Annotated in this window: 18 protein-coding genes and 1 tRNA gene; 12 read left to right on the top strand and 7 right to left on the bottom strand. The window is 68.1% G+C overall.

Annotated elements, in window-relative coordinates:
• Window positions 1-184: 184 nt before the first annotated feature.
• A complete protein-coding gene (locus H6A07_RS02655; protein ID WP_204813154.1) occupies window positions 185-2,668 on the top strand; it encodes a phosphoketolase in 2,484 nt (827 codons plus the stop codon).
• Window positions 2,669-3,406: 738 nt separating this feature from the next.
• The gene (locus tag H6A07_RS02650) at window positions 3,407-4,411 is read left to right on the top strand and encodes a substrate-binding domain-containing protein (protein ID WP_204813152.1); all 1,005 of its coding nucleotides are present in this window, start codon (window positions 3,407-3,409) and stop codon (window positions 4,409-4,411) included.
• 57 nt (window positions 4,412-4,468) lie between these two features.
• On the opposite strand, the gene H6A07_RS02645 is transcribed toward H6A07_RS02650, so the two are convergent.
• The gene (locus H6A07_RS02645) at window positions 4,469-5,449 is read right to left on the bottom strand and encodes a serine hydrolase (RefSeq protein ID WP_204813141.1); all 981 of its coding nucleotides are present in this window, start codon (window positions 5,447-5,449) and stop codon (window positions 4,469-4,471) included.
• Window positions 5,450-5,605: 156 nt separating this feature from the next.
• On the opposite strand from H6A07_RS02645, the gene H6A07_RS02640 reads away from it, so the two are divergent.
• Window positions 5,606-6,271, top strand: a complete 666-nt coding sequence (locus tag H6A07_RS02640) for a TetR/AcrR family transcriptional regulator (protein ID WP_342636542.1) — start codon at window positions 5,606-5,608, stop codon at window positions 6,269-6,271.
• A complete protein-coding gene (locus tag H6A07_RS02635; RefSeq protein WP_204813137.1) occupies window positions 6,271-10,905 on the top strand; it encodes a 2-hydroxyacyl-CoA dehydratase in 4,635 nt (1,544 codons plus the stop codon). The genes H6A07_RS02640 and H6A07_RS02635 overlap by 1 nt, the downstream gene beginning before the upstream one ends.
• Before the next feature lie 227 nt (window positions 10,906-11,132).
• Here H6A07_RS02635 and H6A07_RS02630 read toward each other — a convergent pair whose 3' ends face one another.
• Window positions 11,133-12,458: a CapA family protein gene (locus H6A07_RS02630; RefSeq protein ID WP_204813135.1), complete on the bottom strand. Its 1,326-nt coding sequence runs from the start codon at window positions 12,456-12,458 to the stop codon at window positions 11,133-11,135.
• Between the two features lie 148 nt (window positions 12,459-12,606).
• On the opposite strand from H6A07_RS02630, the gene pepT reads away from it, so the two are divergent.
• The 5 genes from pepT (at window position 12,607) to H6A07_RS02605 (ending at window position 17,128) form a co-directional block, all read left to right on the top strand.
• On the top strand, window positions 12,607-13,857 hold the full coding sequence (gene pepT, locus H6A07_RS02625) for a peptidase T (RefSeq protein WP_204813133.1): 1,251 nt from the start codon (window positions 12,607-12,609) through the stop codon (window positions 13,855-13,857).
• Between the two features lie 4 nt (window positions 13,858-13,861).
• Window positions 13,862-14,401 (top strand): hypothetical protein, encoded by a 540-nt coding sequence (locus H6A07_RS02620; protein WP_204813131.1) that lies wholly within the window; start codon window positions 13,862-13,864, stop codon window positions 14,399-14,401.
• 8 nt (window positions 14,402-14,409) lie between these two features.
• Entirely contained in the window at window positions 14,410-15,264 is an 855-nt protein-coding gene (locus H6A07_RS02615; RefSeq protein WP_204813129.1) for an HAD hydrolase family protein, read from the top strand.
• The gene (locus tag H6A07_RS02610) at window positions 15,261-16,055 is read left to right on the top strand and encodes an HAD family hydrolase (protein WP_204813127.1); all 795 of its coding nucleotides are present in this window, start codon (window positions 15,261-15,263) and stop codon (window positions 16,053-16,055) included. Before H6A07_RS02615 ends, H6A07_RS02610 begins: the two co-directional genes overlap by 4 nt.
• A gap of 377 nt (window positions 16,056-16,432) precedes the next feature.
• Window positions 16,433-17,128 (top strand): copper homeostasis protein CutC, encoded by a 696-nt coding sequence (locus H6A07_RS02605; protein WP_342636541.1) that lies wholly within the window; start codon window positions 16,433-16,435, stop codon window positions 17,126-17,128.
• Between the two features lie 195 nt (window positions 17,129-17,323).
• Here the strand turns inward: H6A07_RS02605 and H6A07_RS02600 are convergent.
• The 4 genes from H6A07_RS02600 to H6A07_RS02585 form a co-directional block, all read right to left on the bottom strand.
• Window positions 17,324-17,400, bottom strand: a tRNA-Met gene (locus H6A07_RS02600).
• A 116-nt stretch (window positions 17,401-17,516) separates the two neighbouring features.
• Window positions 17,517-18,851 (bottom strand): H2O-forming NADH oxidase, encoded by a 1,335-nt coding sequence (gene nox / locus H6A07_RS02595; protein WP_204813125.1) that lies wholly within the window; start codon window positions 18,849-18,851, stop codon window positions 17,517-17,519.
• A 322-nt stretch (window positions 18,852-19,173) separates the two neighbouring features.
• The gene (locus tag H6A07_RS02590; RefSeq protein ID WP_204813123.1) at window positions 19,174-20,298 is read right to left on the bottom strand and encodes a hypothetical protein; all 1,125 of its coding nucleotides are present in this window, start codon (window positions 20,296-20,298) and stop codon (window positions 19,174-19,176) included.
• A gap of 400 nt (window positions 20,299-20,698) precedes the next feature.
• Window positions 20,699-21,901 (bottom strand): Wadjet anti-phage system protein JetD domain-containing protein, encoded by a 1,203-nt coding sequence (locus H6A07_RS02585; RefSeq protein ID WP_204813121.1) that lies wholly within the window; start codon window positions 21,899-21,901, stop codon window positions 20,699-20,701.
• Window positions 21,902-22,068: 167 nt separating this feature from the next.
• Here H6A07_RS02585 and H6A07_RS02580 point away from each other — a divergent pair, with 167 nt between their 5' ends.
• The 3 genes from H6A07_RS02580 to H6A07_RS02570 all read left to right on the top strand — a co-directional run bounded on the left by H6A07_RS02580 (window position 22,069) and on the right by H6A07_RS02570 (window position 24,317).
• On the top strand, window positions 22,069-22,506 hold the full coding sequence (locus tag H6A07_RS02580; protein ID WP_204813119.1) for an FxLYD domain-containing protein: 438 nt from the start codon (window positions 22,069-22,071) through the stop codon (window positions 22,504-22,506).
• A gap of 19 nt (window positions 22,507-22,525) precedes the next feature.
• Window positions 22,526-22,945: an XRE family transcriptional regulator gene (locus tag H6A07_RS02575; RefSeq protein WP_204813117.1), complete on the top strand. Its 420-nt coding sequence runs from the start codon at window positions 22,526-22,528 to the stop codon at window positions 22,943-22,945.
• A 157-nt stretch (window positions 22,946-23,102) separates the two neighbouring features.
• On the top strand, window positions 23,103-24,317 hold the full coding sequence (locus H6A07_RS02570; RefSeq protein ID WP_204813115.1) for a serine/threonine protein kinase: 1,215 nt from the start codon (window positions 23,103-23,105) through the stop codon (window positions 24,315-24,317).
• On the opposite strand, the gene H6A07_RS02565 is transcribed toward H6A07_RS02570, so the two are convergent.
• Window positions 24,314-24,922, bottom strand: coding sequence for an HAD family hydrolase (locus H6A07_RS02565; protein WP_204813113.1), 609 nt, complete (start codon window positions 24,920-24,922; stop codon window positions 24,314-24,316). The two genes, H6A07_RS02570 and H6A07_RS02565, sit on opposite strands and share 4 nt — an antisense overlap.
• Between the last annotated feature and the right edge of the window lie 115 nt (window positions 24,923-25,037).

Below are 25,037 nucleotides of genomic sequence, written 5' to 3'. Positions count from 1 at the left end.
CATCACCCGTGCCCCACCCGGATGGTTCCCGGGAGGGCGCATCGGCGTAATCCGCTACTAAACACTTGCTAAACAAAAAAGCCAAGAAGTACAAGATTTTTCGTCTTATACTGATGTAGAGCGAGTAAAAACAGAACCTAAACATGTGGACACAAGGTGTGCCCACAGAGAGAAGGGACGCAGCATGGCAAACCCCGTCATCGGAACCCCGTGGAAGAAGATGGAGGGCCCCGTCTCCGAGGAGGAGCTCAAGGGCGTCGACCGCTACTGGCGCACCGCGAACTACCTCTCCGTGGGCCAGATTTACCTCCGCTCCAACCCGCTCATGCGCGAGGGCTTCTCGCGCGAGGACGTCAAGCACCGCCTCGTGGGCCACTGGGGCACCACGCCGGGCATCAACTTCCTCTTTGGTCACGTGAACCGCCTCATCGCCGACCACCAGCAGAACGCGATCTTCCTGATGGGCCCCGGTCACGGCGGCCCGGCCGGCACCGCGCAGAGCCTGCTTGACGGCACCTACCGCGAGGTGCGCCCCGACATCACCGACGACGAGGCCGGCCTCCAGAAGTTCTTCCGCCAGTTCTCCTACCCCGGCGGCATCCCCAGCCACTACGCGCCCGAGACCCCCGGCTCCATCCACGAGGGCGGCGAGCTCGGCTACACGCTCTCCCACGCCTACGGCGCGGTGCTCGACAACCCGAGCCTGCTCGCGGTGGCCGTCGTGGGCGACGGCGAGGCCGAGACGGGCCCGCTCGCCACGTCCTGGCAGACCAACAAGTTCATGGACCCGCTGACCGACGGCATCGTCCTGCCGATCCTGCACCTCAACGGCTACAAGATCGCCAACCCCACGATCCTCGCCCGCATCTCCGACGCCGAGCGCGACGAGTTCTTCCGTGGCATGGGCTACCACCCCTACAACTTCGTCGCCGGCTTCGACGACGAGGACCACTCCTCGATCCACCGTCGCTTCGCGGCGCTGCTCGAGGCCGTCTTCGACGAGATCTGCGACATCAAGCGTCGCGCCGCCGCCGGCGAGGCCTCGCGCCCGTTCTACCCGATGATCGTCTTCCGCACCCCCAAGGGCTGGACATGCCCCAAGATGATCGACGGCAAGAAGACCGAGGGCTCCTGGCGCGCGCACCAGGTGCCGCTGGCCTCCGCGCGCGACACCGAGGCCCACTTCCAGGTCCTCAAGGGCTGGATGGAGTCCTACAAGCCCGAGGAGCTCTTTGACGAGAAGGGCGCCATCCGTCCCGAGGTCAACGACTGGATGCCCAAGGGCGAGCTGCGCATCGGCGCCAACCCCAACGCCAACGGCGGCCTGATCCGCAACGAGCTCACCCTGCCCGACACCCGCAAGTACGAGGTGCCGGTCGCCGAGAAGGGCCACGGCTTCGGCGCCGTGGAGGCCACGCGCGTCCTCGGCGAGTACACGGCCGAGCTCATCAACAACAACCGCGAGTCCTTCCGCATCTTCGGCCCGGACGAGACGGCCTCCAACCGCCTGCAGCCGTCCTACCAGGTGACGGACAAGCAGTGGTTCGGCGTCGGCGAGGGCGACTACGACGACCCCGCCAACGACGAGCACCTCTCGCCCGTCGGCAACATTATCGAGCAGCTCTCCGAGCACCAGTGCGAGGGCCTGCTCGAGGGCTACATCCTCACTGGTCGCAACGGCCTCTGGAGCTCCTACGAGTCGTTCGTCCACATTGTCGACTCCATGGTCAACCAGCACTGCAAGTGGCTCGAGGCGACCGTGCGCCACATTGACTGGCGTGCTCCGATCTCCGGCCTCAACATGCTGCTCTCCAGCCACGTCTGGCGCCAGGACCACAACGGCTTCTCCCACCAGGACCCCGGCTTCGTCGACGTTCTTCTCAACAAGAACTTCAACAACGACCACGTGGTGAACATCTACTACCCGGCCGACGCCAACCTGCTGCTGGCCGTCGCCGAGCGCGCCTACAAGTCCACCAACTGCGTGAACGCGATCTTCGCCGGCAAGCAGCCCGCGCCGACGTGGCTCACGCTCGACGAGGCGCGTGAGGAGCTCGCCGCCGGTGCCGCCGAGTGGAAGTGGGCCTCCAACACCGCCGACGGCGAGGAGCCCGACGTCGTGCTCGCCTGCTGCGGCGACGTCCCCACCGGCGAGGCCATGGCCGCGCTCGACCTGCTCGACAAGCTCGGCGTCAAGGTGCGCCTGGTCAACGTCGTCGATCTGCTCAGCATCCAAAACGCCTCCGAGAACGACCGCGCCATGTCCGACGAGAAGTTCGTCGAGCTCTTCACGGCCGACAAGCCCGTCCTCTTTGCGTTCCACGCGTACCCCGGCACAATCCGCCGCCTCATCTGGGGTCGTCCGAACCACGACAACTTCAACGTCCACGGCTACAAGGAGCAGGGCTCCACGACCACGCCGTTCGACATGGTCCGCGTGAACGACATGGACCGCTGGGCGCTGGCCGCCGACGCGCTGCGCATGGTCGACGCCGAGAAGTGGGCCGACCAGATCGCGGAGTGGGAGCAGTTCCGTCTCGACGCCTTCCAGTTCGCCGTCGACAACGGCTACGACCACCCGGCGTTCACCGACTGGAAGTGGCGTGACGCCTCCGACGCCGACGACGCCGTGAGCGCCACGCAGATGACCGCGGGCGACAACGAGTAGGTAGCGCTCGCCATACCCACCCGTAAGGCCCGGCCGGTCCTTCTCCCCAGCTCATTGCGCTGCGCGCAAAAGTCGCTGGGCGAGAAGGACCGGCCGGGCCGGCTGCGTACGCCGAAAAGTCGTCGACCGAGGGGCGGGGCTGGGGCGGGGGACTTCCGGGAAACGCCGACCTTGTCCCGACCCACTCTACGAATCGCCGACCTTGTTCCGGGCGGCCCCGGGAATCGCCGCCCTTGTCGCAGGGCGCTCCGAGAAAGCGCGCCCTTGTTCCAGTGCCGTCCAGGAATTGCCGACCTTGTTCCGGCCGCTTCCGGGAAATGGCGCCCTTGTCGCAAGGTGTTCTAAGAAACGGCGACCTTGCGCATTCGTAGGAGACGGCGGTTGCGCAAGGTTGGCGATTCTTAGAGTTGCCTGGGCCAAGGGTGACGATTCCTAGAGTTGTCCGGAACAAGGGCGGCGATTCCGGGAAGCGGTCGGTACAAGGTCAGCTTTTCCTGGAACGCCTCGCGACAAGGGCGGCGATTCGTAGAGTGGGTCGGGACAGGGGGCGCGTTTTCTTGGAAGGGCTGGCGACAAGGGCGGCGGTTCTCGGAAGGGCTGCGCGACACGGGTGGGGAATTCGGGTGCGGGCGGCCGTTGGCGGAACCGGCTGACGAAAACAGGTTCTTGTCGGTGGCACAAAACGTTTTGTGGTGTTAAATGGGTTGTGTTTAGAAAACAAGAGGGGCGGGGGGACCGATGAGAAACGTGGGGGTTCGTGAGATCAGCAGGAAGACGGGCTTCTCGCCCGCCACGGTCTCGAACGCACTCAACCATAAACGCGGCGTGAACAAGGACACGGCCGCCCTCATCATGCGCGCCGCCCACGAGCTCGGCTACGACCGCCCGAGCCGCGTCACGCACGTCAACTTTGTCCTGGCGCGCAAGACCGGCCTGATCCTGGACGAGGGAACGTTTCACACCGGCGTGATCGAGGGCGTCGAGCGCGCGGCGAGCGCCCAGGACATGAGCACGATCTTCACGACCGTCGAGCTCTCCGACAGGCAGACCGCCGCGCTCCAGGCCAGCGAGCTCACGCACGAGTCCGCCAGCGCGGTGGTCCTGCTGGGCACCGAGATGGCCGAGGAGGACTACGACCTCTTCCGGGGGTCCGAGGTCCCGCTCGTGGTCGTGGACGGCTGGAGCGACCATCTCTTCCTGGACAGCATCGTCACCTCCAACGAGAACTCCGCCTTCCGCGCGGTGAGCCACCTCATCGACATGGGCCACCGCGAGATCGGCTACATCGCGGGGTCGTACCGCATCAAGAACTTCCCGCTGCGCGAGCGCGGCTACCGGCGCGCCATGCGCGAGGCCAACCTCACCGCCAACCCGGACTTTCGCGTGGAGGTGGGGACGACGGTCCACACCGCCTACGAGTCGATGCGCTCCTGGCTCTCGACCAACCCCGCGCTGCCCACCGCCTTCTTCGTCGAGAACGACATCATGGCGCTCGGCTGCATGCGCGCCATGACGGAGTGGGGCGTCCGCGTCCCGGACGACGTCTCGATGTTCGGCTTCGACGACCTCTCCTTCGCGAGCATCTCGACCCCGCCGCTCTCCACGATGCGCGTCCCCAACCGCGAGATGGGCGAGCTCGCGGTGCGCACGCTCGTCGACCGGATGCGCGAGCCACGCAGCTACACGAGCGTGGTGCACCTCTCCACGACGTTCGTGGAACGCCAGAGCGTCGCGCGCCTCTAGCCCCGGTGCGCCGTCCGGTCCGTCCGGGCCCCGGCCTGCCGCGCGCCGCCCGGCGCCTCAGTCCTCGTAGTAGGCGACCTCGTCCCCGCACATCGCCGCGTGCGCCGCGTCGAGCGCGTCCACGAGGGGCGTGAGCGCGTCGAGGTCGGAGCTGAGGTCGGTCATGATCACCATGACGTAGTCCCCCGTGTCCGAGAAGACCACGCCGGCGTCGTTGGAGGACTCGAGCCCGCTGCCGTCCGCCGGGTACCAGCCCGGCTTGCTCCACACCTCGCAGGTGCCGCGCAGCTGCGCGCCGATGGGCGAATGGTTGGTCTGCGCGAGGTAGCCCGCGAGCTCGTCCGCGCCCGCCTCGCCGGAGGTGCCGTAGCGGTAGATCTCCTCCCAGATGGCCGCCAGCTCGTTGGCGGTCGTGTCGGGGTAGTAGTACACGCCGCCCTTCTTGGCCGCCTCGGGGGCGCCGTTGGCGGTGAGCCAGGAGGCGTACGCCGAGAGCCCGTAGGCGTCGAGCAGGGTGTGGTAGGCGTCGTTGTCCGAGTTGATCAGGCAGTTGGCGACCGTCCCGGAGAGGGAGCCCGCGCCCCCGTTGGTCTCGTAGATCCAGGTGCAGTACGAGGCCTTGATGCTGCTCGCGGGGTACATGAGCGTGTCGGCGTTGTACCAGAGGCCGCGGCGCGACTCGAGGTCGACGAGGGCCACGCAGACGGTGCAGCCCCGGTCCTCCAGGGCCGCGATCTGCTCGCGGACGTCGGCGAGCTCCGCGCGGTCAAGAAACGCGTCCGGCGCGGTAACGGTGAGGCCGGTCTCGTCGGTGGTGGTGTGCACGGGCGCCTCGGCCATGGTCACGGGCTTGGCCGGCTGGTCCTGCACGACCGGCTCCTCCTCGGCGGCGTCCTCCTCCTGCGTCTCCGGCGCGGCGGCCTCGGGCGCGGCGGCCTCGGGCGCGGCGGCGAGGCGGGGGAGCAGCACGGCGCCGACCGCGACGAGCGCCGCCAGCACCACGACAACGGTCAGACCGATGGCGATTCGCTTCTTCATGAGGCCTCCCAACCCAGCCATTCTCTCACGGCGGGGCCGCGAGGGGAGGTTCTTCTCGGCAATGTGTAGTTGCTGTGCCGTCGCCAGTTTCTGCACAGGTTGTGCAATACTACGCACGCTGTGAAAAAACGTCGGAAGGCATCCATGCAGGAATGCGTGCTCAGCACCGATAGGCGCAGCGTCCGTACCCGGCAGGCCCTCCGGGACGCCCTCGCCCGCGAGATCGACGCGACGGGCGACCTCTCCCGCGTCACCGTGACCGCGGTGACCGAGCGTGCCGGCGTCACGCGCCGCACCTTCTACTCCCACTTCCGCGACATCCCCGACCTCGTGAACCAGATCGAGGAGGACACCCTCTCCGAGCTGCGCGCCCCGCTCGCGCGCCTGGCGTCGTGCCACCTGGACGACCTGCGCGCCGCGCTCGACCGCGGCCGCCCCGCCCCCGGCGCCGCCGAGCTTCTCGCCTGCGTGCGCGAGCGCGGCGACTACCTGCGCCCGCTGCTGGGGGAGGGCGGCGACCCGGCCTTCGCCGGCCGCATCAAGAAGCTTGTCCACGAGGTCATCGGCCTGCGCGCGCTCGAGGGGCTCGACCTGCGCGCCCTCGGCCCCCTCTTTGACTACTACCTCACCTTTGCCATCTCCGCCGAGGTCGGCGTGCTGCTGCGCTGGCTCGACGGCGGGATGCGGGAGAGCGTGCCCGTGATGGCGCGCCTCATGACGGCGCTCATGTTCGTGCGCCCCGGCGACCTCTACGACAACCCCATTGACCTTGACCTGCCCAGCTTCGCCCTTGCCGCGATGTGCTCCGAGGAGGACAACTGATGACCGATAAGACCGCCGCATCCATCCAGGCCGAGAAGAGCGCGCGCAAGCCGCTCGAGCTCAAGGCGGACGGCGCCGAGCTCTCCCCGGCGCGCCCCACGGACTTCTCCCACGCGCACCTGCGCCTGGGCATCGACGTGGGCTCCACCACCGTCAAGCTCGCCGTCATCGACGACAACGACAACCTCGTCTACGCCAACTACGAGCGCCACCACACCGACATCCGCGCCACGGCCAAGGAGCTCTTCGCCCGCGCGCGCAAGGTGATCGGAGGCGCCCCCATGCGCGTCTCCATCACCGGCTCGGGCGGCATGCTGCTCGCCAACTGGCTGGGCCTGGAGTTCGTCCAGGAGGTCATCGCCTCCAAGCGCGCCGTGGAGACGCTCATCCCGCAGACGGACTGCGCGATCGAGCTGGGCGGCGAGGACGCCAAGATCATCTACTTTGACAACGGCATCGAGCAGCGCATGAACGGCACCTGCGCCGGCGGCACGGGCGCCTTCATCGACCAGATGGCGAGCCTGCTCCACACGGACGCGGCGGGCCTGAACGAGCTCGCCAAGGACGCCACGCAGATCCACCCGATCGCCTCGCGCTGCGGCGTCTTTGCCAAGTCCGACGTCCAGCCGCTGCTGAACGAGGGAGCCAAGCCGGCCGACATCGCGGCCTCCATCTTCCAGGCCGTGGCCAACCAGACGGTCTCCGGCCTTGCGTGCGGCCACCCCATCCGGGGCCACGTGGCGTTTCTCGGCGGCCCGCTCCAGTACCTCTCCGAGCTCCGCAAGCGCTTCTACATCACGCTCGACCTGGACGACGAGCACATCATCGTGCCCGAGAACGCCCACCTCTTCGTGGCCACGGGCGCGGCCCTTGCCGGCGAGTCCGAGAAGTACGTGACCTTCGACGAGGTCATCTCCGCCCTGGAGAACCTGAAGGACACCCAGGGCTCCGAGGTCGCGCGCCTCGAGCCGCTCTTCGACTCCGAGAAGGACTATCAGGAGTTCAAGGAGCGCCACGACCAGCAGGTGGTCCCCAAGGGCGACCTGGCGAGCTATACGGGCCGCGTGTTCATCGGCATCGACGCTGGCTCCACCACGATGAAGTGTGCCGTGGTGGGCGAGGGCGGCGAGCTGCTCTACACCTGGTACGGCAACAACAACGGCGACGTGCTGGGCACCGCGCGCCGCATCATGGACGACATCTACGACCGTCTGCCCGAGGGCTGCACGATCGGCCACGTGACCACCACCGGCTACGGCGAGCAGATCCTGATCGAGGCCCTGCGCGCCGACTCCGGCGAGATCGAGACCGTGGCGCACCTGCGCGGCGCCAAGGCCTTTGTCCCGGACGTCCAGTTCATCCTGGACATCGGCGGCCAGGACATGAAGTGCCTGCAGGTCAAGGACGGCGTCATCGAGCACATCATGCTCAACGAGGCGTGCTCCTCGGGCTGCGGCTCGTTCATCGAGAGCTTCGCCGTGTCCATGAACATGACTGTCCAGGAGTTCGCGCAGGCGGCCGTCACCGCCACGAGCCCCGTTGACCTGGGCAGCCGCTGCACGGTCTTCATGAACTCCCGCGTCAAGCAGGCGCAGAAGGAGGGCGCGACCATCGGCGACGTGGCGGCGGGACTGTCCTACTCCGTGATCAAGAACGCGCTCTTCAAGGTCATCAAGCTGCGCGATTTCGACGAGATCGGCCAGTGGTGCGTGGTCCAGGGCGGCACCTTCATGTCCGACGCCACCCTGCGGGCCTTCGAGAAGCTCACCGGGCGCGACGTCATCCGCCCGGACATCGCCGGCTGCATGGGCGCCTACGGCGCGGCCCTTCTCGCCCGCGACCGCGCCGGCGCGGCGGGCACCTCGCAGATCCTCTCCCGCGAGGACATCGACAACCTCAAGGTCAAGCACACCAACGTCCACTGCGGGCGCTGTTCCAACAACTGCCTGCTCACGATCAACGACTTTGGCGGCGGTCGTCGCTTCATCACGGGCAACCGCTGCGAGAAGGGCGCCGGCGGCTCCAAGGCCAAGAAGAACGAGGCGCCCAACCTCTTTGAGTTCAAGAACAAGCTACTCTTCGACCGCCCGGTGCTGGACCCCGAGGAGGCCCCGCGCGGCACGGTCGGCATCCCCCGCGCGCTCAACCTCTACGAGAACTACCCGTTCTGGCACGCGTTCTTCACCAAGCTGGGCTTCTCGGTGGTGCTCTCGGACCAGACCTCGGCCAAGACCTATGACGCGGGCATCGAGTCCATGCCGTCCGAGAGCGTGTGCTACCCGGCCAAGCTCTCCCACGGCCACATCATGAACCTCATCGAGAAGGACCCGGACTTCATCTGGATGCCCTGCATCCGCTGGGAGCGCCAGGAGGACGAGGGCGCGACCAACCACTACAACTGCCCGATCGTCATGAGCTACCCGCAGGCGCTGGGCCTGAACGTGGACGAGCTCGGCCAGGGCTCCAAGATCGAGTTCCTCTCGCCGTTCATCCCGTACGACAAGAAGAAGGAGCTCAAGCGTCGCCTCTACGAGCTGATCTCCGGGCAGCGCGAGAAGGACGCGGCCGCCGGGCGCGGCCGGGTGCGCGGCGAGCACATCACGCGCGCCGAGATCGACGCGGCCGTGAACGCCGCCTGGGAGGCCGACCTCGAGTTCAAGGACGCGATGCACCGCGCCGGCGACGAGGCGCTGCGCTGGATTGAGGAGCACGACGCCCACGGCATCGTGCTCGCTGGCCGTCCCTACCACAACGACCCCGAGATCAACCACGCGATCCCGGAGCTGGTGCACTCCTTCGGCTTTGCCGTGCTCACCGAGGACTCCGTCGCGCACAAGATGAAGCCCGAGCGCCCCATCCGCGTCATCGACCAGTGGATGTTCCACAGCCGCCTCTACCGCGCGGCGCGCTTCGTGGCCTCCCGGAACGACCTCGACCTCATCCAGCTCTTCTCGTTCGGCTGCGGCCTTGACGCCCTGACCACCGACCAGGTCCAGGAGATCCTGGAGGCCTCGGGCAAGATTTACACCGTCCTCAAGATCGACCAGGTGTCCAACCTGGGCGCGGCGCGCATCCGCATCCGCTCGCTGATGGCCGCCCTCACCGAGCAGCGCGAGGAGCTGCGCCGCGAGGCCAGCCGGGGCGAGATCCGCGAGGTCGAGCCCGTGGGCGTCCACCAGGCCGACGGCTCGCTCGAGCGCGCCCGCGCCACCCAGCCCGGCCGCGTGCCGGTCTACCGCGAGGCCGCCAGCGCCGCCTTCGAGAAGGTTCGCTACACCGAGGACATGCAGAAGGCGGGCTACACGATCCTCGTGCCGCAGATGGCGCCGATTCACTTTGAGCTCATCGAGGAGCTCTTCAAGAGCTCCGGCTACAACGTGGTGCTGCTCCCCTCCGTTGACCAGGGCGCCGTGGAGGCCGGCCTCAAGTACGTCAACAACGACATCTGCTACCCCTCGATCCTGGTCACGGGCCAGATCATGGAGGCGGTGCTCTCCGGCAAGTACGACCTCTCGCGTCTGGCGGTGATCATCACCCAGACTGGCGGCGGCTGCCGCGCCACCAACTACATCGCGCTCATCCGCAAGGCCCTCAAGGACTCCGGCCACCCGGAGATCCCGGTGATCAGCCTCACCGCCGCGTCCGGCCTGGACGAGAAGAACCCCGGCTTCAACGTCTTCAAGGACCCGGCGCTGCTCATCAAGGCCGTCTACGCGCTGCTCTACGGCGACCTCATCATGCAGCTGCTCTACCGCGTGCGCCCCTACGAGGCCGAGCCCGGCGCGGCCAACGCGCTCTACGACCGCATGATGGCCGAGGCCAAGGGCGCGATCGTGGCCGGTGGGCGCAAGCGCTTCTACGACCTCTGCCAGCGCACGGTCGACGCCTTCGAGGCGCTGCCGCTCGTGAACGACCGCTCCAAGCCGCGCGTGGGCGTGGTGGGCGAGATTCTGGTCAAGTTCCACCCCACGGCCAACAACCAGGTGGTCAAGGTCATCGAGCAGGAGGGCTGCGAGGCCAACGTGCCGGGTCTCGTGGACTTCTTCCTCTTTGGCATGACCAACGCGATCAACACCAACGCCGAGCTGGGCACCAAGGCGACGAGCCGCCTCAGCCACATGGCGGGCATCAAGTTCATCGAGGGCTTCCGCGCGCCGATCAACAAGATGCTCGAGAAGACCACGCGCTTCTCGCCCTACCCGGACATCTTCGAGCTGTCGGCCAAGGCCGAGCAGGTGCTGTCCCTCTGCAACACGATGGGCGAGGGGTGGCTGCTCACGGCCGAGATGTGCGACCTCATCGAGACCGGCACGCCCAACATCGTGTGCTGCTCGCCGTTCGCGTGTCTGCCCAACCACGTGGTCGGCAAGTCCGTGATCAAGCGGCTGCGCCAGATGCACCCCGAGAGCAACATCGTGGCCGTGGACTACGACCCCGGCGCCTCCGAGGTGAACCAGCTCAACCGCATCAAGCTCATGATCTCCGTGGCCAAGGAGAACTTCCGCCAGAACCGCGGCGGCTTCAAGCTGGAGAACCCCGACGACCCCACGGTCGGCGAGGACTACGGGATCCCGCTCTCCGCGGAGCAGCGCGCCCGTCTGGCCGAGATCCGCGCCCACGCCGGCGTGGACTAGGGTGACCCGGGGCGGAGGGGAGACGGCTTCCCTCCGCCCCCCCCTTCGGCGAAGGTTGTGCGCAGCGCCGAAGGTTGTGCGCACCCTGCGAGAAGAGCGTTCTTCTCGCCAGGCTATCTACCTGGCGATTTGCTTTCGGTGCCGCCGCGCATAACCGTTGGTGATGCGCATAACCGTCAGCACTGCGCATAACCGTCAGCAATCGATCGGTTAGGCGGCGGGGGGCGTCAGGCGTCTATCTCGAAGTCGTCCCCGAGCGAGTTGACCACCTGGGAGCTCGTGTCGCGCAGCCAGGCGAGGGGGTCGTCGAGTCCCGCGAGCACCGGGTTGGCGGCGGCAAGCTCGGGCGCGTAGTCCGCGAGGGGATAGACGGCGAAGGCGCTGCCGTCGGTGTGCATCACGAGCGGGGTCCAGACCACGTTCTCAACGCTCACGTCACCATCCTCGCCGCGGACGAAGTCGCAGCTCAGCATTCCCTCGAGCTGGTTCTGCGGGCTGGGCGCGTCGTGGTTGACCACAAAGTTGCCGAGCGAGTAGGCCACGAGGGTCCGGTTGCCGCCCTCGCCCGTAAGCCAGGTCATGGGCCCGATGACGTGCGGGTGCGAGCCGAGGACCACGTCGACCCCGAGGTCGGCCAGGTACTGGGCGTACTCGGTCTGGTAGTCGTCCGCCTCCATGAGGTTCTCGGTGCCCCAGTGCATGGCCACGAGCACGACGTCCGCCTGCTCCCTAGCGCGGGCGACGTCGTCGGCGATGCGGTCCTTGTCGATGAAGTTCACGGCGTAGTCGGGCACGTCGTCGCGATCGTAGCCGTTGAGCCCGTAGGTGTAGTCGAGCAGGGCGAACGTGATGCCGTTCCTCTCGACCGTGACGATCTTCTCGGCCTCCTCCGCGCTCGTGGCCGTGCCGGTGAAGGCGACGGGCTGGGCGTTCCAGACCGCGCGCGAGTGCTCGTTCGCGCCAAATGCGCCCCAGTCGTAGGAGTGGTTCGTCGCGGACGCCACGAGGTCAAAGCCCGTGTCCACGATCGCGTCGGCCATCTGGTCGGTGGTGTTGAACGAGGGGTAGCCCTTGGGCCCGATGTCGTCACCGCCGAGATGCGTCTCCTCGTTCACGTAGGCGAGGTCCGCCGAGCTCACGAGGTCGCGCACCGGGGCGTAGACGGGGCGGTAGTCGTAGTCGCCGTCGCCGACCTCGCCGGCCTGCGCGTCCGCGTAGGCGGCGATGTCGATCTCGGGGAGGTTGTCGCCCACGGCGACGAAGTGCACGGTCGCGGGGCCAGCGGGCTCGGGCTCGGTTGCGGGTGCCGGCGCGGAGAGGGCGCCGTGCAGGGCGAGCGCGAGCACAGCGACGAGCGCGACCGCCGCCCCGACGCCGACGAGCGGCAGGGCCCGCGTCTTGGTGCGTTGCTTGGGCCTGGCGTGGCCTCTCGGGGTCTCGCGTGCCTTCGGCTCTGCGTGTCGCTTCTGCGGGGTTTCGCGCCGCTCGGTCAGGGGCGTCCCCCGACGGTGCGGCTGCTTCGTGCGCCTGCGCTCGCTGTAGCCCTCTGACATGGTGCCTCCTCACGCGTCCGCGTTCATTGTAGGATGCGCGGGAGGCGCGGCGCGCGGCTTTCTCCGGACGTTCCGTGACCTCCGGCTGACACTCGGCGCGGCTCCCTGCGCTAGACTAGCAGGCGAGAAAAACGTCTAAGGAGGCACCATGTCCGACGTCCTTGAGCGCTTCATGCGCTACGTGCAGATCGACTCGCAGTCCGACCCCGACAACATGGACGAGACCCCGTCCACGCCGCGCCAGCACGAGATGGCCCGCTACCTGGGCGACGAGCTGCGCGAGATCGGCTGCACGGACGTGACCGTGGACGAGCACGCCTACGTCACGGGAACGCTCGCCGCCTCCGCCGGCGCCGAGGCGTGCCCGGCGCTCCTGCTCTGCGCCCACATCGACTCCTCGCCCGACGCCCCGGCCGCTGGCGTGCGCCCGCACGTGGTCCGCTACGAGGGCGGCCCGCTCGTCGCCGGCGTCGTGGAAGGCGAGCCGGTCCAGACCACGCCGGACCAGGTGCCCGACCTCGATAGCTTCGTCGGTCAGGACATCGTCTGCTCCGACGGCACCACGCTCCTCTCCGCCGACGACAAGGCCGGCGTCGCCGAGATCTGCGCCCTTCTCGCCCGTCTGGCGGCGGACCCCGCGCTCCCGCACCCTGCCATCAAGGTCGCCTTTGTCCCGGACGAGGAGATCGGCCACGGCGCCGCGCTGCTCGACCTCGAGGCGCTCGGCGCGCGCTGGGGCTACACCGTGGACGGCGAGGCCCTCGGCGAGTTCAACTACGAGTGCTTCTCCGCCTGCGAGGCCACGGTGCGCGTGCGTGGCGTGATGGTCCACCCGGGCAGCGCCAAGGACGTCATGGTCAACGCGATCACGGTGGCCTCCGAGTTCCAGCAGCTGGTCCCGGCCGCCGAGCGTCCCGAGCACACGGAGGGCCGCGAGGGCTTCTACCACCCCACCGACATCGAGGGCACCGCCTCCGACGTCACGCTCTCCTACATCCTGCGCGACTTTGACGCCGCGGACTTTGACGCGCGCAAGGAGACCTTCCGCCGGATCGCGGTCTTCCTCAACGACCGCTACGGCGAGGGCACCGTCGAGGTCTCCTTCCGCGAGCAGTACCGCAACATGGCCGAGAAGTTCGGCCCAGAGGACCGGCGTCTGATCGACTACGCGCTGGAGGCCAACCGCGAGGTCGGCATCGAGCCGGTGGCCGTGCCCGCGCGCGGCGGCACCGACGGCGCCCAGCTCACGTTCCGCGGCCTGCCCTGCCCCAACATCGCCACCGGCGGCTACAACGCCCACTCCGTGCGCGAGTTCGTCCCCGTGCGCAGCCTCGAGCTCACCGTGGACCTGCTCGAGCGCCTGGTGGCCAAGTTCGCCGCCGCGCCGGGGGAGGCGTAGGCCCGTGGCGGTCCCGTTTGTCGCCGTGGCCGTCGACGTGCTCGTGCCGCTCGTCGCCCTCGTCGCGGGGCACGTGGGCAACGTGCGCATCGCGGAGCGCCACCACAGCCACCATGACACCTATGTCGTCTCCGCCGAGTTCACGCGCTCCCTCGCGCTGACCATGACGTTCATGGCGGCGCTCGGGCTGCTCCTCGCCTGGCTCTGCGAGCGCGACGTCTTCCTGACCGGGGCGGTCACGGTGCTGAGCTTCTTCGACGCGTTTCTCGTCACGTGCTTCGTCATGTGGTGCTGCGTCTGCCGCTACCGCGTCTCGACCTTCGGCGACTGCATGGTGGTCACGCCGCTCGTGGGCCCCAAGGTGTGGGTGCGCTACGACCGGATCGACCGCCTCGAGTGGGCGGGGGTGCGCTCGGGCACGGGCTTTCGCAACCTGGTCGTGTGGGTCGACGGCCGGCGCGCGGTGACCCTGCTCGGCATCGTGGACGTGGAGCAGATCATCATGAGCATCGACCGCTTTGACCTGCTGCCGCAGGCGAGCTAGGGGGTCCCGTGATCAGGCTCGTCCTCTCCGACATGGACAACACGCTCGTCCCCTTTGGCAGCCCGCACGTCTCGGCGCGCACCCTGGGGGCCGTCCACGCGCTTCTCGACGCCGGCGTGCTCTTCGGGCCGGCGACGGGCCGTGACTGCGTGGAGATCGAGCGCTTCTTCCAGGGCGACGAGGCGGGCCTCATGACGGGCGTCTTCTCCAACGGCAAGCGCGTCCGCGCGAACGGGCGCCCCGTGCGCACCGTCCTTCTCGACCATGACGCGCTCGTGCGCATCGACCGGGCGCTGCGCCCCGAGCCGGGCATGTTCCTCGTGTGCTACCCGGAGGCCACCGACCTCACCAACCCCGCCTACGGCGTGGGGGTCTCGCGCGAGGAGCTCGCCGTCTGGGAGCCGATCACCAAGTTCACGGGCACGGCGGTGGACGAGGTCCCCAATGAGGACTTCATCGCGGCAACGATCGCCTGCTCCGGTGGTCCGGAGCGCATGGACCGCTGCCGGCGCATCGTCGCGGAGGCGGCGCCCGACGTGCGGATCGTCTCGCCCATCCCGTCGTGGTTCGACATCCTGCCGCCAGGGGTCTCCAAGGCCGACGGCCTCGAGGTCCTTCTCGACGCGCTGGGCATCGACGTCGACGAGGTGGTCTTCTTTGGCGACGCCGAGAACGACCTGGAGATCATGCGCCGGGTCCCGCGCTCCGTCGCCGTGGCCAACGCCACCGACGAGGTGCTGCGCACGGCCCGCTACCGCGTGGGGGCGAGCGCCGACGAGGGGGTCGCCGACGCGCTCCTTGAGATCGTTCGTGCGACACGGGCGGGCGAGGTGCCCGCGTTTCTGACCGAGGAGGCCTCATGATCAAGCTCATCGCATCCGACATGGACGGCACCCTGCTCGACGAGGACTCCCGGGTTCCCGAGGAGACCTTTGAGCTGATTCACCGCCTGGCCGAGAAGGGCGTGCGCTTCGTGGCCAGCTCGGGCCGGCGCTACGACACGCTGCGCTGGTTCTTTGGCCCGGTGGCGGACGAGATGGACTACGTGGCCTCGCTCGGAACGCAGGTCTACGCCGACGGGCGCCTGCTGGACCGCGAGGTCTTCTCCACGCTCTCGGTGATGCGGCTCTTTGAGACGTGCCAGCTCTTTGACTGCCTTCACCTCGCACTCTACGACGCGCATCACGCCTACCTGCTCAACGACCAGAGCAGCTATCTCCGTGAGCTCGACAAGGACCTGCCCGACGCGATCTGCGTCTTTGACCCGCCGTCGCCGGACGTGAGCATCATCAAGGCCGCCATCTGCTGCGACCGGCCCGAGCAGATCATGGACATGGCCTACGTGCTGGAGCGCGAGCTCTCCGAGTGGTTCACGTTCCTGCCGAGCGGCTCGCGCTGGATCGACGTGACGCCGCGCCACGTGAGCAAGGCGACGGGCCTCGAGCAGGTCATGCGCTACTGGGGGATCGAGCGCGACGAGGTCATGGCCTTCGGCGACTCGATGAACGACTACGCGATGCTGCGCTACGTGGGCCACCCGTGCGTCATGGAGAACGCTCGCTACGCCGTGAAGCAGGTGGCCCAGCGCGTGATCGGGTCCAACGCGGAGCACGCCGTGCAGGCCGCGATGCGCGAGCTGCTGGAGACGCTGTAGGGGCTGCGGGGCGCTTGGGGCCCGGGTGCGGGTGCGGGGTCCGGCTCCGGGATTTGGCGACCTTGTCCCGGGGTCGTCTAGGATTTGCCGCCCTTGTCCCGGTGCGCTCCGATAATCGCCGCTTTTGTCCCGGCGAGAAGGACCTCTGCCTGCGCAAACCTGCCGATTCCCGGAGTTCTTCTCGTCAAGGTCCCGGATTCTCGGATCAACGTGCGCCAAGCCCTGCGATTCCCGGATCGGCGTGCGCCAAGGTCCCGGTTTCTCGGAAGACCCCGGGACAAGGTCCCCGATTCTCGGACGGGCGGCCGTGTGGGCGTTCTCAGGCACGGCGACTGCCGCTATCATGAGGGCAACGATTCCGGGGCGATGGGAGACTCATGACGCTGCTGAGGGAGTTCTGCGCGGAGAACGTCGAGCGGGTGCCGGCGGCCATCGTCGCGGGGGCGGGAAGGATCGAGCTCTGCGACAACCTGGCCGCGGGTGGCACGAGCCCGAGCTACGGCGTGATTCGCGCCGCCGTGGGCATCGCGCGCCGGACCGGGACCGCCGTCATGGCGATGGCGCGCCCGCGCGGCGGCGACTTCGTCTACACCGCCGACGAGGAGCAGATGATGCTCGACGACGTCGCGATGGCGCGCAGCCTGGGCGTCGACGGCGTCGTCTTTGGCTGCCTGACCGCAGACGCCCGGACGGGCGAGCCGGTAGTGGACCGCGAGATGACGGCGCGCCTGGTCGAGGCGGCGCACGGGCCCGTGACCGACGGGGAGGGCGTCGAGGTGCCGCCGGTCATGGTGACCTTCCACATGGCCTTCGACGAGCTTACCGAGGAGCGTCAGCGCGAGGCGATTGACTTTCTCGCGGGGCTGGGCGTGGAGCGCATCCTCACGCACGGCGGCGCGGCCGGCACCCCGATCGCGGACAACCTCGACCGCCTGCGCCGCCTGATCGCGCACGCGGACGGGCGCCTGACCATCCTGCCCGGCGGCGGCATCACCTTCGAGAACGCCGAGTCCGTGGCCGATGCCCTCGGCGTGCACGAGGTCCACGGTACCAAGATCGTGAGGCTGGGGTAGGGCGCCTGCCCGTCGCCGGCTTTGGCCGAGTGTACGAATTATTTGATGTACGTGCCCGCTCGGAACCGCCCAACTGGGAAAACGCCGGCGAGAAGAACGCGTCCGGGCCGACTTGGCGCGCCAATTCGTACACTCGGCGAAGGGGTGCGCACACGAAAAACCCGGAGGCCATGAGACCTCCGGGTTGCAAGTTCATGGTCGCGGGGGCAGGATTTGAACCTACGACCTTCGGGTTATGAGCCCGACGAGCTACCAGACTGCTCCACCCCGCACTGTGGTGCACCTCGTGTGTGCAAGGAATAACTATACGCATCGATCCTCTCGGCTGCAAGGGCTTTCTCGATTGTGGAGGGTTCTCCACAGTTCTTCTCGCCCGCGCAGCCGGCCCCTACTCCGCGCCGAGCGCGCACATGGTGATGTAGTTGTACGGCTGGTTGAAGTGCGGCAGGAAGAAGATGTCCAGCAGCTTGAGCTTGTCGATCGTCACGCCCTCCTCGACGGCGAGCGAGAACATGTGGATCGCCATGGAGACGTCGTACTCGCTGGCGAGCTGGGCGCCCACCACGCGCCGGCTGCCCTTCTCGTAGACGATGCGAATCTTGACCTCGGCGTTCTCGCGCATGAAGCCCGGGCGCTGCAGGTCGGTGAAGTCGGAGAACGCCACGTCCATCCCGGCGCGCCCGGCCGCCGCCACGGAGAGGCCGGTGGAGCAGAGGTTGAGCCCAAAGACGGAGATGGCGTTGGAGCCCTGCACGCCGATGGCCTCGAGCGGGGTGCCGCCCACGTTGTGGCCGGCCACGATGCCGGAGCGCACCGCGTTGGTGGCCAGCGCGATGTAGGTCTCCTCGCGCAGCGCGTTGGAGTAGATCGTCGCGCAGTCGCCGACGGCGTAGACGTCCGGGTCGCTGGTCCGCTGGTGGGCGTCCACGCGGTAGGCACCCTTCGCGCCGAGCTCCAGGTGCTCGCGGCCCAGCTCTACGTTGGGGACAAAGCCGATGGCGTTGATCACGAGGTCGGCGGGGTAGCTGTCCTTCTCGGTGGTGACGGAGCGCACGTGGCCGGCGTCGTCGCCCACGTAGGAGGTCACCGCCTCGCCAAAGTGGCACTCGATCCCGCCCTCGGCCAGGCGCGCGTCCATGAGCTCGGTGAACTCGGGGTCGTAGTAGCTGGCCAGGGAGTGCGGCGCGATGTCGAAGAGGCGCACGCGCTTGCCGCGGCGCCGGGCGGCCTCGGCGATCTCCACGCCGATGTAGCCCGCGCCCACCACGGCCACGGTGTCCACCTTGGGGTCGGAGACCTGGCGGTCCACCTCCTGGCCCTCCTGGAAGAGCTTGAGGAAGCTGATGCCCGCAAGGTCGTGGCCGGGGATCTGCGGCGCGATGGGCAGCGAGCCCGTGGCCAGGATCAGCTTGTCGTAGGGCACCTCGAGCGAGCTGCCGTCCGCGCCCGCGCAGCGCACCACGTGCGCGCCAAAGTCCACGGAGGTGACGCTCGTCTCCATGTGGATCGTGGCGCCCTTGGCCTCGAAGGCCTCCTTGTTGGTGTAGAAGAGCTTCTCGTAGGAGTCGATCTGGCGGCCGACCCACAGCGCGGTGCCGCACCCGAGGTAGCTCAGGTTGGTGTTGCGGTCGATCATGGTGACGCGCGCGTCCGGGTAGTTGTCCAGCAGGGTGTTGGCGGCGGCGATGCCGGCGTGGTTGGCTCCGACGATGACGACGTTCATGGGGCTCCTCTCGGCTTGGGTCGATGCCCGAATTGTAACTAAATAAGTAGCATATCGGCGCGAGAGGGAAGCGTGCGTCGGCGAGTGGCTGCACAAAGCTGGCGACTTGGCAGAGATTTGCGGCCTACACTGCACGTTTGGGGCGACTTGGCAGACAACGCGGCGGCATTGGCGGACGCGACCAGCGGTTCTTCTCAGCATGGTGCACAAAGCACCCGACTTGGCAGGCCATTCTCTGCCAAGTCGGGTGCTTTGTGCGCTCGGACCGGCATTTCTCTGCCAAGTTGGCTCTTTCGTGTAAGCTGGCGAGAAGAACCGTCCACTAGACGCCGTACGCGTCCACAGGCACGACGTCCCAGCCGGCATCGTCGGCGGCGTCCCGGTTGGGTGCCTGCCCTGTTCCGCACGCCCTTCTCGCCCGCGCCCGCGCGCGTCCGCTCCAGTGGATGCCGTCGATGAGCTCGAGCTCCTCGTACAGCTCCTGGCGGAGCCGGCGCTGCTTCGCCGCGCGTTCGGGTGTGAGGCGTGGGGCCGGCATGCCCAGCGCCTTTCGGATGATTTCTGCGAGTCCGTCCAGGTAGTCGAGGTCGCCGTACTGCTTGGCCGTGACGATGTGCTCGTCCAGCCCGAGCGCGATGAGCTCGGTGTGCCGCTCGGCGTCGCGTGCGTGGGCCTCGGCGCTGTCGTGGTCCTTCCCGTCGTACTCGACCGCGACGCCACGCACGGCTCCGCGGCCCGCTCCCTTGGGAGCTCGCAGGAGGATGTCGGGCTTGCGGATCCCGTGTCTCATCGCATCGTGCACGTGGTGCACGGCGATCGGGTCGTTCATGGACAGCACGTCAAAGCCATAGCCGCCCCGCGTCCTCGCGAGCCCGAGCCGCAGGGAGAGCTTCGTCTCGCGCGGGGAGCCCGACCGGACGCACGCGCACGCGAGCGCACGCCGAACCCGCGCCGTCCCGCGCTCCGAGCCGAGCGCGTCGAGATGGGAGAGCACCAGCTCGGGAGTGGTGAGCGGCGTCTGGCGCTGGAACATCCCGTCCTCGAGTCCTGGTGCGATGGCGTAGAGGCCAAGGAGCTCGGAGAGCAGGAACGTCAGCTCAAGATCGGTGAGCTCGGGGGCCATGGTCACGGGCAGGTGCTCCGGAGAGACGCATCGGATGCCGGGCGCGACCTCGAAGGCCGACCCGGAGGGGAGCTCGGCGGGAGAGGGATGGGTGCGCATCAGTGCCGTGCGCGAGCGGCGTGCACCCCTGGTCACGAGCAGCTCGAGGGGTCGTGCCGCGCGGGTTAGTTCCGGCACGGCGGCAAGGTGCGCGCGAAGCTCCTCGTTGGTGGGCGCGCGGTCGGGGACGCGTGCGTCGCAGCGCTCCCGCCGCTCGAGGCGCCAGCGCAGTCGGGAGCTACGCAGCGTCTCCAGGGCCGTGGCATGTGTGAGCAGAATGTCCATGCGTGCATGGTAGCAAAAATATCAATAGTAGAATGTAAAAACAAGAAAAAAGCTGGTAATTGACCTAACACAAAACTATCGTGAATCTGACACGAATCTATCGAGGACCTTGTGCGCTTCGAGCGCGACCGGCTCGGCGCCCCTCTTGCCGTACGTCGCGTCTTGGTGCGCACAGGGGTTCCGACTTGGCGGCGAGGTGGGGTGATGCCTGCACGAAAGAGCCGACTTGGCAGGAATCCGTCTGCCAAGTCGGCTCTTTCGTGCGGGCTGGCGAGAAGAACCACAGGTCGCGGTTCTTCTCGCCCCTGCATCGTCTGCCAAGTTTGGTGCTTTGAACATCTGCAGGCGAGAAACTCTGCCAAGTCGGCAATTATTCGCGTCCACGCGCGAGTGGGCGTTTCTACAGGTCGCGAGCGGTGAGAATCTCCTGCGGGATGAGGCGTGCTCCCTCGACGACGGCGCGCAGGTAGGCCATCTCGTCCGCGCCCAGCACGCCCTCCATGAGCTCGAGGCCGACCACGCGCACGCCGCCCTGGTCGGTCTCCTCGTTCATAAGCGGGTCGGGGAAGCGGCGCATGGCGCGACGCAGCATCTTGCGGTAGGCGGGCGCGAACGGCTCAACCGAGAAGCGCCCGTCCGCCATGTCGACGAGCTTGGCCAGGATGGAGAGGCCGGCGCGGTCGACGTCGCCCCAGTAGAGCACGCGCACGTCGTCCGCGTGCAGCGTGTCGATAAGATCGGGCAGCTTGTGGGGGTCGTCCACGAGGTAGCCGTTACCAAAGACGACGCCGTGCACACGCTCGCCGAGGAGCTTCTTGCGGCCGTCCACGAAGAGGGCGTTTCGCATGTTGACCCAGGGGTCGAGGTTCTCGGAGACAACGAGGCGCAGGTGGCGGTGGTGCTTGGGGATGTGGTGCAGCAGCTCGAGTTTGACCTGCGGGCGGCAGCTCACCACGTCGGTGATGCCCATGAGGTGCAGCAGCTTGCGGCCGTCGGACTCCACGGCGAGGAACTTCTCGTCGCCGAAGAGCTGGTAGGAGAGCTCGCGCAGGCTGAGCGTGCCGTCGCCGAGGGTGGCGCCGCCGGCGAGCGCGGCGTCGAGGGCGCGCAGCTCGCGCTCGTAGCGAAGGAAGGCGTCAGGGGTGCTGAGCAGCCAGCCGTTGATCCACAGGCGCGGGTCGAGGTCGATGATCTGGCGGCGCACGTCGTTCAGCTCGGGCGTCTGCTTGCGGACGGTGTCCAGGCCGGTGAGGCCGCGCGCGGCTCGGCGCGCGGGCGGGCGCGGCGGCTCGGTGCGGGCGATCGAGCGCTCGTCCTTCTCGGCCGGCGCGTCCTGGTCCTGGGGGACGCGCAGCGCGTAGCCGTTGCCCGCGGGCTCGAGGACGCCGGCGTCGACCAGCGCCTCGAGCGCCGTCTGGTCCGCACCGTACTTCTCCAGGACCGCCGTCACGTCGTCAGCGGGCAGCGGGCTCTTGCGCAGGCGGACGAGGCCGCTCGCGATGCCGCCGGCCACGCTGCGGAACTGCGCGGGGAGCTTCTTGCCGATGATCTTGGCGAGCGTGAGCACCGTGTCGTGCTCCTGCTCGGTGAGTCGGTGTGCCATGGGGGTCCTTATCTGTTGGTTGCCCTCACAGCATAGCGCGTATCGCGCGGAGAGGCCCGGCCCCGCGCGTTTCATTAGCTCCCAGCTAATGAAACGCCAGATGAATATCCGTATCGTCGGGGACGTCGGCACAAGGTGCCCTGCGGGGCGTGAGGAAAGGAACGGACATGGCGGCAAAGGAAGGCAAGAAGGGCATCGGGAAGATCGTCCTCATCGTGGTGGTTGCGATCGTGGTGATCGGAGCGATCGGCTCGATGGGCGGCAAGGGCGGGACGGACCAGGCGCCTGCGGGCGAGGAGGCCCAGACGAGCGAGCAGCAGCCCGCCGAGGAGACGGAGCCGTACACCATTTCCGACGAGCAGCTCGACACCTCGAACCAGTTCGCGGTCTACATCAATGGTACGCTGACCAACAACACGGAGAACGAGGCGAGCTACATCCAGGTCGAGTACAACCTCTACGACGCCGACGGCGCGCAGGTGGGCACGGCGCTCGCCAACACCAACAACCTCAAGGCCGGGGGCACGTGGAAGTTCGAGGCCGTCGGGACCGCCTCGCCCGACGAGGTGGCGTCCTACGAGCTCGTCGACGTCACCGGCTTCTAGAACGCGGGGGGGGGGCTTCATGAGCGAACCGCTGACCGAGGAGCTGCTCGACGAGCTCCTCTCCACGTCGAGCCTGGACGAGTATCTGGAGGAGCACGAGCCGCGCGCCCTGAGCCTCTCCGAGTACCTGCAGCAGCTGCTGGAGGAGAAGGGCCTCGAGCGCTCGCGCGTGGTGCGCATGGCCAACCTCAACGATACCTTTGGCTACCAGATCTTTCAGGGCACGCGGCACCCGAGCCGCGACAAGGTGCTGCAGATCGCCTTTGCCATGGCGCTCACGCTGCGCGAGACCAACCGGGCGCTCACCGCAGCGGGCGTGAGCGAGCTCTACTGCAAGGACCGGCGCGACGCGATCATCATCTTCTGCCTGGACCGGGGCTGCTCGCTCCAAAAGGTTAACGAGGAGCTCTACCGCTTTGGCGAGAAGACCATCTGCTAGCGTTTCGTCTGCGGCTGCCTCGGGTGTCAAAAAGGGGCGACTTGGCAGCGCGCATCCTGCCAAGTCGCCCCTTTTGTGCACCTGCCGGCGCGACTCTCTGCCAAGTCGGCCACTTTGTACGCCCCGTCTCCGCGCCGCCCTCTGCTAGGATGGGCGCATGGAAGATGAGCTCTCAAACTACCTCGCGGCGCTCGACCGCGACAGCTGCTACCGCGTGGACGCGACGCTCAAGCAGGGCCCGCTCGAGACCACGCAGCGCGTCTACTTTGTGGGCGAGAACGGCTCCGAGCTGGGCCCCTTCGTGCGCAAGTACCTCGCCCCGGGGCTGGGCGGCGCGTACGAGAGCGTGTTCGCGGCCCAGCGGCGCGGCGTGCGGCTCCCGCACCTGCCGCGCATTGTGGAGTGCCACCGCCAGGGCGAGCGCCTCGTCGTGGTGATGGAGCACGTGGGCGGGGAGACGCTGGCCGACGCCGTGGCACATGCGAGCGACCGACTCGACCTCGTGCGCCGCGTCTTCCCCGACCTCTGCGACGCGGTGAGCGAGCTCCATGAGCTTCTCGACCCGCCGGTCATCCACCGCGACCTCAAGCCGGGCAACGTCATGGTGTCCGACGGCGGCGTCACCCTCATCGACCTGGGCATCGCGCGCAGCTGGCACGCGGGGGCCGAGCGGGACACCACCCACTTCGGCACGCGCGCCTACGCGCCGCCGGAGCAGTTCGGCTTTGGGCAGACGGACGTCACGAGCGACGTCTACGCCCTCGGCATGCTGCTCTTCTTCTGCCTGACGGGGCGCGACCCCGCGCCCGAGGACCGTGCGCGCGGCTTTGTGGCGGACGGCGTGCCGGAGACCCTGCGCCCGGTCATCGTCCGCGCGACCGAGCTCGATCCCGCGCGGCGCTTTCCGTCTGTCCGCGCATTCAAGGAAGCCCTGCTCGCCGCGCTGTCTGCCGCCCCGGGCGAGAAGAACGCAGGCGAGAAGAACGTGCCGCCCGAGCCGCCTGCGTTCGAGGCGCCCCGCACCGAGCGCCCCGCCCTTCTCGCCCGCGTCCCGCGCTGGCTCGGCGCGCTGTGGGACGTGGTGGTCGTGGGCGTCGTGGCGGTCCTCGTCATCGGGTGCGTGATGGCCGTCATTGACCCCACGCCGGAGAACGCCGCCTGGCCCACGTGGTATCTCCTGCTCTCGTACTTTGGCTTCCTGGTCCCGACGTTTCTCGTCGCGGGCTACCTGCTGCTCGACCGGCGCCCGCTGCGGCGGGAGATTCCCGCGCTCGCGCGCCTCACCGTGCGCCGCGAGACGGCCGTGGGGCTCGTCGTCATTCTCGTCCTGTTTGTGGCGTGGGTCGTGGCGTCGGCGGTCGCGCAGGCCTAGCCCAGCGCGCGGATCGTGGCCTCCAGCTCCGCGACGTCACCGGTGAAGTGGTACGCGTGCATGCCGGCGACGCGCGCGCCCTCGCAGTTGTCCGCGTTGTCGTCCACGAAGAGGCACGCCTCGGGCGCGAGGTCGTAGCGCTCGCAGAGGAGGCGGAAGATCGCGGGGTCCGGCTTCATGAGGCGCTCCTGCGCGGAGACGAGGCAGCCGTCGAGAAGGGGCGTGATCGGCGCGTGTCCGAGCTGCTCCATGATGCGCGTGTTGGCGTTGGAGAGCACATAGATGCCGTAGCCCTCCCGCTTGAGGCGGATGCCCAGCTCGTTGACCGCGTCGAGGGGCTCTGAGAGCTCCGGCCAGCGCGCGAGGCACTCGCGCAGGTTGGGGTGCAGGCGCTCGGGGAGGTGCGCGGCCGCCACGCGCGCCATCGTCTCGTGGCTAACGGTGCCGGAGTCGAGAAGCGCCCACGTGACGGAGCCGAAGAGGGCGTCGTTGAGTAGCGCCGCGTCCTCGGGCGTGTCCGTGAAGTGCGAGGCGAAGTACGGGCCGTCAAAGGTCATGAGCACGTTGCCCATGTCAAAGACGATCGCGCGCAGCTTGCGGTCCATGTGGCTCCCTTCGTTGCCTGAGGCGAGTATAACGCGCGGCGTGCGAGGATGCCCCTTCCCGTGGTTTGGGTTCATGCTTCGTGGTCAAGTCGAAAGACGAATCACGTTTGAGCAG

This window comes from Olsenella uli (assembly GCF_016899935.1).
Classification (GTDB): domain Bacteria; phylum Actinomycetota; class Coriobacteriia; order Coriobacteriales; family Atopobiaceae; genus Thermophilibacter; species Thermophilibacter uli_B.
Note: the sequence above shows the minus strand (reverse complement) of the source record. Positions and strands in the feature narration are given on the sequence as shown.